Origin of the sequence: Hydrococcus rivularis NIES-593 (assembly GCF_001904635.1) — a bacterium.
In the GTDB taxonomy this organism is placed as follows: Bacteria; Cyanobacteriota; Cyanobacteriia; order Cyanobacteriales; family Microcystaceae; genus Hydrococcus; species Hydrococcus rivularis.
The window spans coordinates 1-16,611 of record NZ_MRCB01000039.1; the positions used below are offsets into that span (position 1 = coordinate 1).

A 16,611-nucleotide genomic window follows, 5' to 3' on the forward strand; every position below is an offset into this window, starting at 1 on the left:
TGGGTTGCTCACGTGCGACAACCCGTTAAATTTGCCTCCAGCATTGAAGTTTTAGCTCGGCAAAACTATCAAATCTTCCTAGAAATTGGTGCCAAACCCACTCTTTCAGGAATGGGACGCACGGTTTTAGAAAATCCAAAACCTGAAATCCACAATCCAAAATCCTATCTGTGGCTGCCCAGTTTGCGTCCCGGACAAGAAGATTGGCAACAACTGCTGGAGAGCTTAGGAACCTTGTACGTTCGTGGAGCAGCAGTAGACTGGAAAGGATTCGATCGCGACTATTCCCGTCGTCGAGTAGCATTGCCCACCTATCCATTTCAGCGCCAGCGCTATTGGGTAGAAACAGCTCGCAACGGGCACGGTCAAGCCGAATCCCAAGAAAATCTCCAGACTCCCATCATCAATCTCCTGCATCGAGGAGACGCACAACAGCTAGCCCAACATCTAGAAACCGCAGCCGACCTCTCCCCCGAAGAAACCAAATTCCTGCCCAAGCTGCTAGAAATCTTAGTCAAGCAACACCAACAGCAGCAGAAGGCAGCATCTTTACCTGATTGGCTTTACGAAATCTCCTGGCAGCCCCAGAAGCGTCAGCAGACAGAGATTAGCTTCCAACAACCAGCTAGCTGGCTGATCTTAGCCGACCGAGGCGGTGTAGGACAAGCGCTAGCCAATCTTTTAGAGGAGCGCGGTCAAACTTGTTATCTGGTTGATGCCGCAGACACCTATCAAGCCAAAGAGCCTCTAACTTGGAGTCTCAATCCCACCAATCCAACCGATTTCGAGCGGCTATTCCAAGAACTAGAGGCAACTAGCCAGCCGCCATTAAAGGGAGTTATCCATCTGTGGAGTTTAGAAGACTCATTGGCGCCAGAAGAGTTGACCATTCCTTTACTAGAACGAATTCAAGTCCTCGGTTGCGGCAGCGCCCTGCATCTAGTGCAAGCGCTCGCCAAACGCTACCAGCAAGCCGTACCGCGCTTGTGGTTGGTAACGCGGGGAGCAGTGCCAGTAGACTCGTCGCTGCCAGGAGTAGCTCAATCTTCGTTGTGGGGATTGGGTAAGGTCATTGCCCTAGAGCAACCGCAATTGTGGGGCGGACTCGTCGATTTAGCGCCGGATGCACCTTCTGATGAAGCGATCAATCTATTAGCAGAAATTAGGGATGCTCAAGGAGAAGACCAGCTCGCCTTTCGAGGTAGACAGCGCTATGTAGCTCGCCTAGTCACAAGCCAAGTGCCAGAGACTCGCTCGCTGTCCCTACAAGCCGATAGCACCTATCTAATTACAGGAGGGCTGGGAGCATTAGGGCTAAAAGTCGCCCAGTGGATGGTAGAGAAGGGAGTGCGGCATTTGGTACTGACCAGTCGCCGCGAGGTTTCCGAGAAAGCCCAAGCAGCGATCGCACTCATGGAGCAGACAGGAGCCAAAATTGTGGTCGCGCGAGCCGATGTCGCCGAGTGGGGGGATCTGGTGAGAGTCTTCGAGCTGATGAAGGCATCGATGCCGCCACTGCGAGGAATCGTGCATGCGGCTGGCGTGCTCGACGATGGCATTTTGCTGCAACAGAACTGGCAGCGCTTTGATAAAGTCATGGCTCCCAAGGTCAAAGGAACCTGGAATCTGCATCGATTAGCCCAGGAACTGCCACTCGATTTCTTTGTCAGTTTTTCATCGGCAGCCTCGCTGTTAGGTGCGCCCGGTCAAGGAAATTATGCGGCAGCCAATGCTTTTATGGATGCGATCGCCCACTATCGAAGGGCTGCGGGATTGCCGGGGTTGAGCATCAACTGGGGAACGTGGGGCGAGGCGGGGATGGCAGCCAGCTTGGGAGAGCGCGATCGCACTCGCATGGCTGCCCAGGGCATTGAGCCGATTCCTTTAGCCCAGGGAATGNTCAATCCTAGAGCAATTTCTGGGACAGACTACTTCGCAAGTTGGCGTGCTACCAATTGAGTGGTCAGTATTTAGGAAACAATTAAGCGCTGGACGACAACTGCCGTTGCTGTCCGAATTGATAGGCGAGGTCGAACCAGAGGAGGAAACCAAGCAGGCGGTGGCACAGCAGCGCCAGATTCTACAGCAATTAGAGGCAGCGCCCCCAGGCGATCGACATTCGCTCCTGATTCGTCACATTCAAAGCGAAGCCGCCAAAGTAATGAAGCTTGAGCCATCCCAATTGCCAGATCCACAGCAAGGGTTTTTTGACATGGGCATGGACTCGCTGATGGCAGTCGAACTCAAGAATTGCTTGGATGCTAGTTTGGGCTGTTCTCTTCCTGCAACTGTAGTCTTTGAGTCTCCGACCATTAAAGACTTGGCTGAGTATCTAGCCATGAATGTACTGGGTTGGAACCCATCGACGACAGATAACGAGAAGTTACCCCAAAGCGAACAAGAGCTATCTAAAGCTTTGTCAGAGGTAAAACAGCTTGCCGAAGACGAACTAGAAGCATCAATCGATCGCGAACTTGCAGAACTAGAAACTTTGTTAAAGGGAAACTGAAATGTTCGATTCTTCTGAAAGACTAGAGCAACTGTCCTCATCGCAACGGTTACTTCTTGCCTTGAAGGAAGCGCGAGCCAAACTCGAAGCCGTCGAGCGTTCTAAGAGCGAGCCAATCGCTATCATTGGCATGAGTTGTCGGTTTCCTGGGGGAGCAAACGATCCAGAGGCATTCTGGCGGCTGTTGCGCGACGGCGTTGATGCCATTACAGAAGTTCCCCCCCAGCGATGGGATATAGATAGTTATTACGACCCAGATCCCGATGCTTCTGGAAAAATCTACACTCGCTTTGGTGGATTTTTAGAGCAGGTAGACCAGTTCGACCCTCAATTCTTTGGCATTTCCCCTCGCGAAGCAGAAAGTTTAGACCCTCAACAGCGATTGCTGCTAGAAGTAAGCTGGGAAGCTTTAGAAAATGCAGGAATAGCAGCAGATCGACTAGCTGGCAGCCGAACTGGAATTTTTGTAGGAATTGGGCAAAATGATTACGCGCAATTGCATCTAAATTCTGGCGATCCTACACGCATCAATGCCTATGACGGAACCGGGAATGGCTTTTGCTTTGCCTGTGGCAGGTTATCCTATGTTCTGGGACTACAAGGTCCAAGTATGGCAGTAGATACAGCCTGCTCTTCCTCCTTAGTAGCAGTGCATTTGGCTTGTCAGAGTTTGCGTGCTGGCGAATGCAATTTGGCTCTCGTTGGCGGAGTACAGCTTATTCTTTCCCCAGAAGTCACCATCTTTCTATCCAGAACTCATGCTCTTGCCCCCGATGGACGCTGCAAAACCTTCGATGCCGCTGCCAATGGTTTCGGAAGGGGTGAAGGATGCGGAGTTTTAGTCCTGAAGCGGCTCTCGGAAGCTGTAGCCGATGGAGACAATATTTTAGCTCTCATTCGCGGCTCGGCAGTCAACCACGATGGACCGAGTAGCGGTCTGACGGTCCCTAATAAACTAGCTCAGCAGATATTAATTAGAGAGGCTCTCAAAAACGCAAAAGTAGAACCCTCTCAGGTGAACTATGTGGAGGCTCACGGGACGGGAACATCTCTGGGAGACCCGATTGAAATTGGAGCTTTAGAAGCCGTCCTGGGTAAGGAGCGATCTCCAGAAAAACCGCTGGCGATCGGTTCGGTAAAAACCAACATTGGTCATCTCGAAGCAGCGGCAGGCGTAGCAGGCTTAATTAAGGTGGTGCTTGCCCTGCAACATCAGGAGATCCCGCCTCATCTACACTTCAAGCAGCCCAATCCTTACATTAACTGGGATAAGTTACCAATAATAGTGCCAACCGAACCGATGCCCTGGATCTCCGGGAAACAGCGCCGAATTGCGGGAGTGAGTTCCTTTGGCATGAGCGGCACCAATACCCATATTGTTTTAGAAGAAGCGCCGATAGCAGAGCCAGTGCAAGGGTCAGTGGAACGTCCCGCGCACCTGTTAACCCTATCGGCAAAAACGGCAGAGGCACTTAAGCAGCTAGTCGCTAGGTATGAGAAAAACCTAGCTGCCAATCCAGCTTTAGCCTTGGGAGATCTCTGCTATAGTGCCAATACCGGGCGATCGCACTTCAGTTACCGACTGAGTGTAGTGGCTTCCTCAACTGTCGAACTGCTTGAAAAGCTAGCCTCTTCTACCTCTGGGCAAGAATTACCGGGAGTCTTTTCGGGGCAGATGCGAGGAACCGAACGACCGAAAATTGCTTTTCTCTTCACCGGACAAGGTTCCCAATATGTCGGTATGGGTCGTCAACTTTACGAAACCCAGCCGACTTTCCGCGCCGCCTTAGATAAATGCGCCGAAATTCTGCAACCCTACCTGGACAAGCCTCTACTAGAGGTTTTCTATCCCGAAGTCGGTCAATCTTCACCTCTAGATGAAACCGCCTACACTCAACCCGCTTTGTTTGCCCTCGAATATGCTCTGTTTCGGTTATGGGAGTCCTGGGGAATTAAGCCAGATGCCGTCATGGGTCACAGCGTTGGCGAATACGTCGCTGCTTGCGTGGCAGGGGTCTTTAGTCTCGAAGACGGACTGAAGCTGATTGCCGAACGCGGACGTTTAATGCAAGCCCTGCCCCAAGACGGCGAGATGGTTTCCCTAATAGCCGACGAAGCGCGGGTTAGTGAAGCAATTCAACCCTATACTCAAGAAGTTGCGATCGCGGCAATTAACGGTGCCAAGAGTATCGTAATCTCTGGAGAAACCGAAGCTATCCAACAGATAATTTCTGGGTTCGCATCTGAAGGCATAAAAACGAAACCATTACAGGTTTCCCATGCCTTTCATTCGCCTTTAATGGAACCGATGCTAGCAGAATTTGAACGAGTTGCTAGCGAGATAAATTATGCTCTACCTCGTATCGATATTGTTTCTAACCTAACCGGAGAACTAGCAACCGAAGAAATAGCCACGCCGCAATACTGGGTTGCTCACGTGCGACAACCCGTTAAATTTGCCTCCAGCATTGAAGTTTTAGACCGACAAAATTATCAAATCTTCCTAGAAATTGGTGCTAAACCCATCCTTTTAGGCATGGCACGCTCTATTTTAGAAAATCCAAAACCTGAAATCCAAAATCCAAAATCCTATCTGTGGTTGCCCAGTTTGCGTCCCGGACAAGAAGATTGGCGACAAATCCTCGCCAGCCTAGCGATTTTATCTGTGAATGGAATTGAGATAGATTGGGTTGGGTTTGATAAAGATTATCAACGACGGCGAGTCTGGAATTTACCTACCTATCCTTTCCAACGCCAACGATATTGGATTCAACAGACAGGAGCAAAACAATTAACAACTCACAACCAACCAATAATTCATCCAGATTGGTTTTATCAAGTCGAATGGCAAGCTAAATCTAGAACTCCGAACTCCGAACTCCGAACTCCAAACTCCGAACATAGTTGGTTAATCTTTGCCGATAGAAAAGGAATCGGAAAAACTGTTGCCAAGCAGTTAAAGCAATCCGGTCAAAACTGTGTATTAATTTATCCTGGAAACGGTTATAAGGAAATTCGTAAAACCAAGAAAAATACTTTAGCATGGGAAATTAATCCGGCTAATCCTGAAGATTTTCAGCATCTGTTTCAAGAAGGTTTATCCAAGATTACTCCTTCATTAAAAGGCATTATTCATTTATGGGGTTTAGAAACAGCATCCTCCAAACAGTTAACTCTTTCAGATTTAGAGAAAGCACAAAGTTTAGGTTGTAGAAGCATACTGCATTTAATCCAAACCTTATTTATACAATCAATCTCCGCTCGACTTTGGTTAGTTACGCAGTCAACTCAGCCTGTAGACTCCCAAACACATAACCTTTCAGTTGCTCAATCTCCGCTATGGGGACTGGGTAAAGTTATTGCTTTAGAACATCCCGAATACTGGGGAGGAATGGTCGATTTATCATCTAATCCAGATTCAAAAGAAGTAGCACAACTAATCGAAGAGATTTTCAATTCAGACGGAGAAGATTATCTTGCCTTTCGTAACGAAAAAAGATATGTCGCAAGACTCAAGCAAAGAATTAGTGATTGGGACGTTTCGCGAAATACTCCGATAAAAATTGGTTCAGAATTCAGTTATTTGATTACTGGTGGATTAGGGGCTGTAGGATTAAAAGTTGCCCAATGGTTAGTGCAACAGGGAGCCAAAAATCTCGTATTGGTTGGACGAAATAAACCTCCAGAAAATGTTACTTATACTTTGCAACGATTAGAACGTTTGGGAGTTAGGATTTTAGTGACTCAAGCCGATATTTCTAACAAACGAGATGTTCGCAAAGTATTAGAAAAAATCCAAGTATCTTTGCCACCGCTAAAAGGAATTATTCATGCAGCAGGAGTTTTAGATGATGGAATTCTTCAGGGAATTTCTTGGGAACGTTTTCATAAAGTTATGGCTCCTAAAGTCAGAGGAACTTTGAATCTGCATCAACTAACTCAAGATATTCCTTTAGACTTCTTCGTGATGTTCTCGTCAGCAGCATCTTTATTAGGTTCGCCTGGGCAAGGAAATTATGCAGCTGCTAATGCATTTTTAGATGCGATCGCGCACTACAGAAAAGCCAAAAAACTTCCTGCTTTAAGTATCAATTTGGGTTCTTTGTCAGATGGAATGGCAACAACAAAACGATTAGCTGTTAAAGGACTTAATCTTATTAAAATAGAAGAAATTTTAGCATTTTTACCTCAATTACTTTCAGAGAATATGGCTCAAATTGGAGCAATTTCTATAAACTGGAAAGAATTGAGTCAACAATTTCCTTACTTAATTAAGTCTTCCTATTTTCAAGAGATAGTCAATAATTTGTCGCTTGAAAATCCAGAGAAACTGACAAATAACAAACAACAAATACCCCTTTTTGAACAACTGTTGAAGCTAGATCTCATTCAGCGAGAGGAATATTTAATTTCCTATTTACAGACTTCCATTTCGCAAATAATGCAGTTGAATAGAAAGTCAATTTCTCCTAGGGAAAGTTTGCTAGATTTGGGCATGGATTCTCTGATGGTTATGGAGGTAATTAATCAGCTTAAAAGCGACCTCCAGTTAATGTTGTATCCCAGAGAATTTTATGAGCGCCCCAGAATTGACGCTCTAGCCAAATATCTCGCCTCTGAATTTGAAAAAAGCTATGGAAATAGTCAATCATTAGCAGTTAGTCATCAGCCGTCAGTTGTTAGTAAACCAACCACCAACAACCAACTACTAATCACTAACAAACAATCACTAATAATTGACAAAAAACTTCCAAAAATTGCGTTTGTTCTTTCCAGTCCTCGTGCGGGTTCTACTTTATTGAGGGTAATGCTTGCAGGACATCCAGATTTATGTTCTCCGCCTGAATTACATTTACTGCCATTCGATACGATCGCGCAACGAGAGAAAGAACTGGCGTTATCTCATTTAGGCGAAGGGTTACCGCGTGCTTTCATGGAATTAAAAGGAATTGATGCCCAAGAAGCCCAAAATTTAGTTGCCAATTTAGTCAAACAAAATAACTCTATCTATGAAGTTTATGCCATGCTTCAAGAACTAGCAGGCAAACGCCTGTTAGTCGATAAATCGCCAACTTATGCTTTTCATCGAGAAACATTAGAAAGAGCAGAAGCTCTATTTACAGGAGCAAAATACATTCATTTAGTACGCCATCCTTATTCAGTAATTGAGTCATTCTGCCGAATGCGGATGGATAAATTAGTCGGTTTTAGCAAAGAAAATCCCTATGAATTAGCTGAAGAAATTTGGACAAAAAGTAACCAAAATATTCTCGATTTCTTTGAGGAAATCGAGCGCGATCGCACTCACATAATCCGTTACGAAGACTTGGTAAAAGAACCGGCTAAAGTTACAGAAAAGCTATGTGAATTTCTGGAAATTCCTTTTGACTCCTCGCTATTAAACCCCTATGAAGGACAGCGGATGATAGATGGAGTCTACAACAAATCAATGTTCGTTGGCGATCCCAATTTCCTCAAACGAAATCAAATCGATCCCACCCTAGCAGACACATGGAAAGATATCAAACTTCCCCATAAACTGGGAGAAACAACTCGTCATATTGCCCTATCCCTGGACTATGAATTACCAAATGAAGAGGAGTTAGAAGTCTGGAGTCAAAAGTCTCCCCATATCACCCTCTCCCTCTCTCTGATGAGTGAAAATTATGTAAACATCCGAGGACTAAATCTATGTCTGTGTAGTTGGGGAGAGAAAAACAACCCTCTAGTTCTTTGCCTCCACGGTATCTTGGAACAAGGTGCCGCTTGGCATGAAGTCGCGGTTCGCCTCGCCGAAAGAGGATATCGCGTCGTTGCACCAGATTTACGAGGGCATGGGCGTTCCGATCGCGTCGGTCAAGGAGGATCGTATAATTTACTAGACTTCTTGGCAGATATCGATGCTATTGCAGAGCAACTAACCGACAAACCCTTTACTCTGGTTGGACATTCTCTGGGTTCGGTTATCGCTGCGATGTTCGCCAGCATCAGAACCGAAAAGGTAAAAAACCTAATTCTGGTAGAAACCGTACTGCCGACAGAAGTCAAAGACAACGATGCCGTCGAACAGCTAACGACTCATTTGGACTATCTTGCCTCTCCTCCAGAACATGCAATCTTCCCCGACGTTGCTACTGCTGCCGAACGCTTGTGTCTAACTACTCCAACCCTATCAGAGTCATTGGCGATGCAACTTGCCGAACGCATTACCGAACCCCACCAAGACGGCGTGCGCTGGCGATGGGATCCCCTGTTGCGTACCCGCACGGGTATCGGTTTCAATGGAATCGATCGCGCTAAATATCTCGGACTCCTGCGACAGCTTAAAGCACCCATTACGCTTGTTTACGGCGATAGGAGCGATTTTAATCGTCCTGAAGACTTAGCCGAACAACAAAAAGCCATGCCCGGCGCAAAGCGAATTATCGTTTCTGGAGGGCATAATTTACATTTAGAAGCCGCGAGCGCTTTGGCTAAAATTATTGTTGACAATCTGCGCTCGTTTATAGACGCAGATTCTTAAGTGATTTGCACTCTCAAAGGCTGTGCCAAACAGCCTCTAACTCTAAACTGTCCGAGCAACTCATCCAGCTTACTTGTATGTTTGCGCAAGATATTCAGCGCCCCATTCGCATCCGCATAGAAATAAACCATTAACCATTAACTATTAACAAAAATTGCTTGGCTTCCTGGCAAAGTTAATAACCAGATTCAAAATCGATCAAATATTCAACCAGGCAGCAACCATTCCCGGTAACGGGAGAAGAATGCAAATTAACAGAAATAAAGAGAGTAAACCCAAAAAATCGCGCTTATTATCCAGTTCTGTTACGTCATTAAGAGCGGGTTGGTCGATAACGGGCATAAAAAACAGAATAATCGCCCAAAGCAGAAAATCATGCCTGATAAATGCCAGAACTAACACGAACAGTCGAGTCAATTGACCGATAATCGCTGCGGTACGCTGTCCGTACATGGCATGAACGATATGTCCCCCATCCAACTGACCCACTGGCATCAAATTTAGAGCCGTTACAATCAACCCAACATAACCAGCAATGGCTAGAGGATGAAGATGAATTGCCGTTCCTGGCACTAATTGATTCCCCAGAGCTAATTTGCCGAAAACCGCAAAGAGGAAAGAAAATCTTGGATCGAGAGATTGAAAGCTTAACAAGCTACTATCTTCTGCAATAGGAACGATTTTGGACAGGGAAAGTCCCCAGATCAGTAGAGGTACGGTTAGGACGAGTCCTCCGAGCGGTCCCGCGATCGCAACGTCAAAAAGAGCTTTTCGATGGGGAACTGGCGATCGCATCTGAATAAATGCACCAAAAGTACCCAAAAAATCGGGAAAAGGAATAAAATAAGGCAGAGTAGTCCGAATTTTATAATAAATCGCTGTAAAGTAATGACTCAGTTCGTGGACTCCTAAGATAGCAATTATCCCTAAACTATAAGGCAGTCCTCTAAAAAACCCTTGGGGACTAGAAAATACTTCTCCGGCGGGAAGACCGCTCATCCTCGCACCGACCATTGTCGTTGTTAATAACGTAATTAACAACAAACTCAATGCAAAAACAGGACGAGCGAGCTTTTCTGGCTCAGATCGGTCTTGAGATTTTGCCCAGGGGTTGGGGACTAAAGCAAAAAAGGGCTGACCCTGAAAACTTTCTTGGAAAACGAGTAAAAAGCGATCGCCAAAGGCTTTTTCAATATTTTCTTTAATCGTTTTATAAGCCACTTCTGGTACCGATCGCAGCTTTCCTCGACAGAGAATCGCTTGCGGGCGATAATCGATATTCTGTAGATAATAAATGCTCCAAGGAAAACAATTGCGCAACGTCGCTTCTTCGCTTGGCGTAATCGGACGCACTTGAGACGATCCTTGTGTCGGTTTCTCCATTCCTGGATCGCCAGATCCTTGCGTTTCGAGAGCAGTTTCTTTGGCTTGAGAGGTCGGTCTGCCTATCTGAATTAACCACCAGTAAACCAGAAGACAAAAAATAAACGGAGCGATGACTAAGAGAATTGGAATTGGTTCATCTTGTCCAAAAATTAACCACCAGCCACTCCAAATCAGTGCTGGTGCCATCATCACTAGCCAGAATACCCAAATTGGTGTTCGTGTAATAGTGGCAACACTGCGCTTAACAATCAAGTATGTGATTGTGCCTAGTACAATAAGGAGCAGTAAAAGTTCCATCTTAAGAAAGCCTAATTTTTTTACAAGAACATCAAACAATTTGAAATTGCCGATGTCGAAAGTTGAGATTGGCACTTACGACGATTGACAGACATAACCACAAAAATACGAGCAAATCGCCCGAACACCACATGTCCAGTTCATATTATCCTCTCTTAGAAATGTCTCAAGAAGGATCTAGACCGACTAAACCCCCGCGAGTCATATTAGAGAGCTTGTTTGCATTTCCTCCCAACCGAGAAACTTTGGGTGGGAGTGCCTACTTTATTGTAGAAAAAGCTGGCAATATCCTGATAGATTGTCCGGCTTCTGATGAAGAGAACTTGCGGTTTCTTCAAGAAAAAGGAGGCGTTCGCTGGTTGTTTGTGACTCATCGAGGCGGGATTGGCAAAAAAGTTAAGCAGATGCAAGCCGTTTTGGGATGTGAAGTATTAATCCAGGAACAAGAGGCTTATCTATTGCCAGAAGTTGATGTGACAAGCTTCGAGCGAGAATTTTCTCTCTCTCCGAATTGCTACGCGATTTGGACTCCCGGTCACTCTCCCGGTTCTTCTTGTCTCTACTGGAGTTATTATGGAGGAGTTCTTTTCTCTGGACGGCATCTTCTGCCCGATCGCGAGGGAAAACCCGTCCCGTTGAGAACGGCGAAAACCTTTCACTGGTATAGGCAATTACGAAGCATAGAAGCGTTGCGCGATCGCTACAGTCACGAAACCCTTCACTATATCTGTCCCGGTGCCAATACCGGATTTTTGAGAGGCAAGGGAGTCATCGAGCAAGCCTATCAAGGCTTATTAGAGTTAGATTTAGAAACGCTCAAACAGACCCAATCTCTATTCTAATCGCCCCAACTTTTCGCCTGATTTCAAATATTTTCTTGCATTTCTGGGAAAAATAACAACTTTGCTTATCTATCTATATAAGTTTTTATAATGAATAGCGCAAGGTATTTATGAGATCGGGAGTGCAAGAGCAATGGCAGGATTTTTTGACGGGTTTGGGAAGCCAGCTAAATATCTCGATGAAGTAACCGAAGAAGATCGCCAGCCATCTCAAGATGGTAGAGCCTTTTTCCTCGATCCAGAGGATGCCAAAAGTCTTGGCAAAGTCAAGTCCACGGGTAAAGCAGAAACCGATCGCAAATCCCTTGAATCCAAGTCTAGCGATCGCGTCTCTGTCGAGATTCCCAAACGTCGCTCTGCTGACAGCAACATGAATATGTTCCGTAAGATGGCTCGCGAATTGAACAAATAACTGCGATCGCTAGCACTATTCCTTAGAAAAGCACGGGAATCCCGTGCTTTTTTCTAATTATTAGAAAATTTTAAGTCATAATTCTTTATAATATTCAACATAAATTAACAAAATATCGGGAGTGCAACCGTAAATGGCAGGATTCTTTGGATTATTTGGCAATAAAGCCAAATATGTAGACGAAATATCAGCAACAGATCGACAGTCAACTCAAAAAAGCGAAGCCTTCTTCCTTGATTCAGACGACGCTAAAAGTCTTGGCAATGTCGAGTTTATGCGTAAGGCGAAAGTTATTAAAAGAACTTTTCCAAAAACGCTTAGCTCTCAAGGAGGGGAATCAATTGAGCAGATCTCCTCTTTGGAAAAAGCCAAAATGATGGGGAACGGATCTGCTCCGGTTGCTCCTAGTAGCAATGGAACGACACCAGCCACTCAAGCGACTCAAGCTCAACCAGAACGTCGCTCTAGCGATAGTAGCATGGACATGTTCCGCAAAATGGCTCGCGAACTGAAAAAATAAGCTCCGAGCATGGAAAGCAGCGTAATCCCGTGCTTTTCATGCTTCAAAAATAACGATAGAAACGAGTAAATAAGTTCAGTTTTGAAAAACAGTTTTTTTAAACGCGAGACGATCCTAAATCTCTCTCGGTTGATAATGCTCGCAACGACAAGGCCCATTAGGCTTGACAGCACATCGAAGCAATGGCGAACAGGCATTATATCGGCAAGTTACATCGCCTATGCCTACGGGTTTTTCCTCTCTCGTGTGGGTACTATAGCCAACTTGAAAAAAAAAGTTTGGTGTGACAGAAAATGATACCGAATAGAAGAAGAAAAACATGAGCAGTTGTTGAATCTATAATTCCATTACTGACCTATCCAAAAATAAAATCTAAATTTGAGGAAATTGTGAGGAACCTGACTGATTTATAACGAGGTGCGATCGCGCCCCAAACGGGTTTCGGTTTTTCTTTTTGAATGCGATTCGATTTCAGATCTAAAATTTTAGGAACGCAGTACCTTATCTCTCTAGCAAGATGCCTGATTTTCACCTAAACTACGTTCCGACGTTCACGCTTTTGCAAAAAGAGACGTTAGCTGCAATGGAAGAACGGCTCTTGCAGGCTTCTACTCGCATTCCCGTTGGAGTCTTAATTCCCGCTCTCTACAGCGACCTAGCTAGCCCTGCAATGGCTAATATCATCAAAGAACTCACTCAGATGCAATTCGTCGGGCGAGTTTATATCAGTTTAGATCGCGCAGATTTAGAAGATTTTCGTCGGGCAAAAGAAATTGTCGCCCCTCTAGAAGATAAAGGATGTTTGCTCTGGAATGACAACCCGCAAGTGCAAGCCGTCATTCAAAAGATTGACGATCTGCTTCCACTCGGTCCCCGTGGCAAAGGACGAGCGGTTTGGACTGCACTCGGCTATATTTTGACTAAAGGAGAAGTTTCTGTTCTAGCTTTTCACGATGCCGATATCCTGACCTACGATCGCACTTTTCTGGTGCGTCTCTTATATGCAGTCGTGCAGCTACGCTATCAGTTTGCCAAAGGATTCTATGCTCGCTACGGCGATCGCCTTTACGGTCGTGCGGTACGTCTGTTTTATTTTCCCTTCGTGCGTTCTCTGCGGGTAATTCTAGGAAACCTAGACTTTTTGGAATACATGGCAGACTTTCGCTATCCCCTAGCTGGGGAATTTGCCATGTTCACCAGCATCGCCAGAGAAATGCAGTTTCCTTCCGATTGGGGGATCGAAGTCGGCATTCTCTCAGAAATTTATCGTCTCGTTCGGGTGCCTCGCATTTGCCAGGTAGAGTTAACCAATCGCTACGACCACAAGCACCAACAACTCGGCACGGATCCGCACTCAGGACTGCAAAAGATGATCGCCGACATTGCTCGCACTTTCTTTGCTCAATTATCTTCTCAGGGAATCGTCCTCAGTCGCGAATTCTTCCGCACCCTCAAGCTCACCTACCTTACTCATGCTCGCAGTGTCGTAGGAGTATACGAGGCATTTGCCGAGATGCACGATCTCGAACAATACGATCTACATAACGAACTGACGGCAGTAGAAACTTTTGCCCACGCCCTCGACAATGCTTTTGAGGATTTTCATCATTATCCTTTTGGTTCGCCTTTTATTCCCGATTGGCGGCGGATTGAAGTGGCGATCGAGGGAATTATGGAGGAGTTGACCGCAGCGTTGGATCGTCCATTATAGTTGAAAATTTTGAAAAAGCGATCGGCTCCAAGTGCCGATCGCTGACGGTTAAATGCTTAGGAAGCGCTGGCAAGTTGTTCGGTTTGAACTGTCAAATCCATCACGCGATCGCCTCGTTGAATTTTGAGTTTTAGATTGCGATTAATACCAGCGTTTTCAACGATTGACTGCAACTGACCCCCATCATTTACCCGTTGGTTGTCAACCGAGAGAATGACATCTCCCATGCGAATCCCCGCTTTCTCAGCAGGAGTATTGGGTAAAACGCGCACGACGAGAACGCCTTCAACTTCTGGAACCATGAAAGGAGAATTGGGATTGCTGTTGTTTTCTCTGGCTAATTCTGGAGTCAGGTTGAGCATCTGAATTCCTATGTAGGGGTGAGGGACTTGCTTTCCGGCAGCTAAGAAACTTATCAGCGATTTAGCTTTATTAATTGGAATCGCAAAACCGATCCCCATGGCATCTGCTCTGATGGCAGTATTAATGCCAATGACTTCTCCTCTGGCGTTTAGTAACGGACCGCCGGAGTTACCGGGGTTGATCGCCGCATCAGTTTGAATAAAATCTAATCGTTTGTCGGGAATGCCTGCTTTAGCTGCCGAACGACTCATCGTGCTTACAATACCGAGGGTGACGGTATTGTCGAGTCCCACCGGATTTCCTACCGCAATCGCCCAATCGCCTACTTGAACTTTAGAAGAATCGCCTAACGGCGCGACTGGCAAGTTAGCTCCTTTGGGATTAATTTTAACGACTGCTAAATCGGTTACTTCATCGGTTCCTTTAACTTCTCCATTAAAAGTCCGTCCGTCTTTAAGCGTTACCGTAACTTTATCGGCATTGCTGACAACGTGAGCGTTAGTTAATATAATCCCGCTGCGATCGATGATAAATCCCGAACCTTGACCTACCAGGCGTTGTTGCTGGGGTGGTATTCTAAAGCGATCGCCAAAAAACTCTCGGAAAAAGGGATCGTCAAAAAAAGGATCGATCCGTCGCGTAACGATCGCTTCTGTGTCAATGCGGACGACTGCTGGACCCGTCCTGTTTACTGCTGCTGCCACGAAACTATCGGGACCGCTTGGAATCGGAACCGATGCCACACCAGTAGAATCCGACTGGCTTGGATTTTGGGCTAACGGCACCTCAGCAATGGGTTCTGCCTGAGAGGATAATAGGTGAAAGTTGCTAAAACATAGAATTACGCCTAGCAAGAGCGAGAGGAGATGGCTGCCGAGTTGGCGTAGCAATTTTGATGGCTTCATCGTTCTAAAACAACAGTTAACCGTTTCGTAAAATACTTAGTTTTTTTTATAGCTTTTCAATCGCTATCTTAGCAAAATCAATAGCAAAATCGACTGAATAACCTGCCTTAACTGATTCGATCGGCTATTATTTATTATTATTTATTCAGATTTGAAAGTTTTGATCGCAGGTTTTTCTTCTCAAAAACTCATTATTTTTGAGTTTTTATTACAAGTTTTTAAGAAGAAAAAGAAATTCAGTTTAAATTACCAATTAATACTGATAAGTGTTTTATAGAGATTGTTTTAAATAAGTACAATAAGTTAAACTAAGCAAAAATAGCCAAAGATTCGGAAGTCATTTATAATTTATTAGCTATCTGAGAGAATTTTAGGAGAGTTCGAATAGCTGGGAAATGCAAACATGAGTGTAGTCATACAAATTGGCGAGCTAGAGATCGCAGATGAAGACTTATTTCCATTGTTGGCACAGCATAAAATGCTGCCACAATTGGCTAGAGAAATCATCATCGATCGCGCGATCGCCGATGTAGAATGTACGCCCGAAGAAGAAGCGATCGCGAAACGAAGATTCTATCAGCAATATCAACTAACTGGGGAAGCGCAAGTTAAGCTCTGGTTAAAGTATCATGGGATGACCCCAGAGCAACTAGACCGTTCGATCCTTCGGGATATAAAACTGGAAAAATTCAAACAACAAACCTGGGGAAACCAAATAGAATCGCACTTTTTGCAGAACAAGCGGCAGTTGGATCGAGTCGTCTATTCTTTAATCCGCAGTAAAGATGCTGGGATCGCTCAAGAACTGTATTTTCGGATCGAAGAAGGAGAGACCACCTTTGCCGAACTTGCCAAACAATATTCTGAAGGAGCAGAAGCAGAAACTGGAGGACTAATCGGACCAGTCGAACTAAACGTGCCCCATCCCAAAATTGCCCAATTGCTATCTACCAATCAACCCGGAAAATTGATCCCGCCCGCCCGCATCGGAGATTGGTGGATCGTCCTCAGGCTAGAAAAATACTTATCTGCTCAACTTGACGAACCGATGCGGCAGCGAATCCTCAACGATCTTTTTCAAAGTTGGTTAAATTCAGAATATCAACAACAAGTTTCCTTTAAATCGTCGATACTTTTTTAGTC

General features: G+C 45.3%; 11 protein-coding genes. 8 read left to right on the forward strand and 3 right to left on the reverse strand.

The window, feature by feature from the left end:
- Positions 1 to 111: 111 nt before the first annotated feature.
- From NIES593_RS20765 to NIES593_RS20775, 3 genes are read left to right on the forward strand one after another with little or no spacing between them, the layout of a single operon-like run.
- Complete coding sequence (locus tag NIES593_RS20765; protein ID WP_425432556.1) at positions 112 to 1,959, forward strand: SDR family oxidoreductase; 1,848 nt, start codon at positions 112 to 114, stop codon at positions 1,957 to 1,959.
- Positions 1,946 to 2,509 (forward strand): acyl carrier protein, encoded by a 564-nt coding sequence (locus tag NIES593_RS20770; RefSeq protein ID WP_073601402.1) that lies wholly within the window; start codon positions 1,946 to 1,948, stop codon positions 2,507 to 2,509. The genes NIES593_RS20765 and NIES593_RS20770 overlap by 14 nt, the downstream gene beginning before the upstream one ends.
- 1 nt (position 2,510) lies before the next feature.
- Complete coding sequence (locus tag NIES593_RS20775) at positions 2,511 to 9,032, forward strand: type I polyketide synthase (protein WP_073601403.1); 6,522 nt, start codon at positions 2,511 to 2,513, stop codon at positions 9,030 to 9,032.
- A 198-nt stretch (positions 9,033 to 9,230) separates the two neighbouring features.
- Here NIES593_RS20775 and NIES593_RS20780 read toward each other — a convergent pair whose 3' ends face one another.
- Positions 9,231 to 10,715, reverse strand: a complete 1,485-nt coding sequence (locus NIES593_RS20780) for a site-2 protease family protein (RefSeq protein WP_073601424.1) — start codon at positions 10,713 to 10,715, stop codon at positions 9,231 to 9,233.
- Positions 10,716 to 10,846: 131 nt separating this feature from the next.
- Between NIES593_RS20780 and NIES593_RS20785 the strand changes: the two genes are divergently transcribed.
- From NIES593_RS20785 to NIES593_RS20795, 3 genes are all read left to right on the forward strand, one after another.
- Positions 10,847 to 11,557, forward strand: a complete 711-nt coding sequence (locus tag NIES593_RS20785; protein ID WP_245817680.1) for an MBL fold metallo-hydrolase — start codon at positions 10,847 to 10,849, stop codon at positions 11,555 to 11,557.
- A gap of 133 nt (positions 11,558 to 11,690) precedes the next feature.
- Positions 11,691 to 11,969, forward strand: a complete 279-nt coding sequence (locus tag NIES593_RS20790) for a hypothetical protein (RefSeq protein WP_073601404.1) — start codon at positions 11,691 to 11,693, stop codon at positions 11,967 to 11,969.
- A 133-nt stretch (positions 11,970 to 12,102) separates the two neighbouring features.
- Complete coding sequence (locus NIES593_RS20795) at positions 12,103 to 12,489, forward strand: hypothetical protein (protein ID WP_073601405.1); 387 nt, start codon at positions 12,103 to 12,105, stop codon at positions 12,487 to 12,489.
- 114 nt (positions 12,490 to 12,603) lie between these two features.
- Here NIES593_RS20795 and NIES593_RS24985 read toward each other — a convergent pair whose 3' ends face one another.
- Positions 12,604 to 12,810: a DUF6464 family protein gene (locus NIES593_RS24985; RefSeq protein ID WP_073601406.1), complete on the reverse strand. Its 207-nt coding sequence runs from the start codon at positions 12,808 to 12,810 to the stop codon at positions 12,604 to 12,606.
- A gap of 196 nt (positions 12,811 to 13,006) precedes the next feature.
- Between NIES593_RS24985 and NIES593_RS20805 the strand changes: the two genes are divergently transcribed.
- Positions 13,007 to 14,200 (forward strand): glycosyltransferase family protein, encoded by a 1,194-nt coding sequence (locus NIES593_RS20805; protein ID WP_073601407.1) that lies wholly within the window; start codon positions 13,007 to 13,009, stop codon positions 14,198 to 14,200.
- A 56-nt stretch (positions 14,201 to 14,256) separates the two neighbouring features.
- Here the strand turns inward: NIES593_RS20805 and NIES593_RS20810 are convergent, their stop codons facing one another.
- Complete coding sequence (locus tag NIES593_RS20810) at positions 14,257 to 15,468, reverse strand: HhoA/HhoB/HtrA family serine endopeptidase (RefSeq protein ID WP_073601408.1); 1,212 nt, start codon at positions 15,466 to 15,468, stop codon at positions 14,257 to 14,259.
- Between the two features lie 403 nt (positions 15,469 to 15,871).
- Here NIES593_RS20810 and NIES593_RS20815 point away from each other — a divergent pair, with 403 nt between their 5' ends.
- Complete coding sequence (locus NIES593_RS20815; RefSeq protein ID WP_073601409.1) at positions 15,872 to 16,609, forward strand: peptidylprolyl isomerase; 738 nt, start codon at positions 15,872 to 15,874, stop codon at positions 16,607 to 16,609.
- Positions 16,610 to 16,611 lie beyond the last annotated feature (2 nt).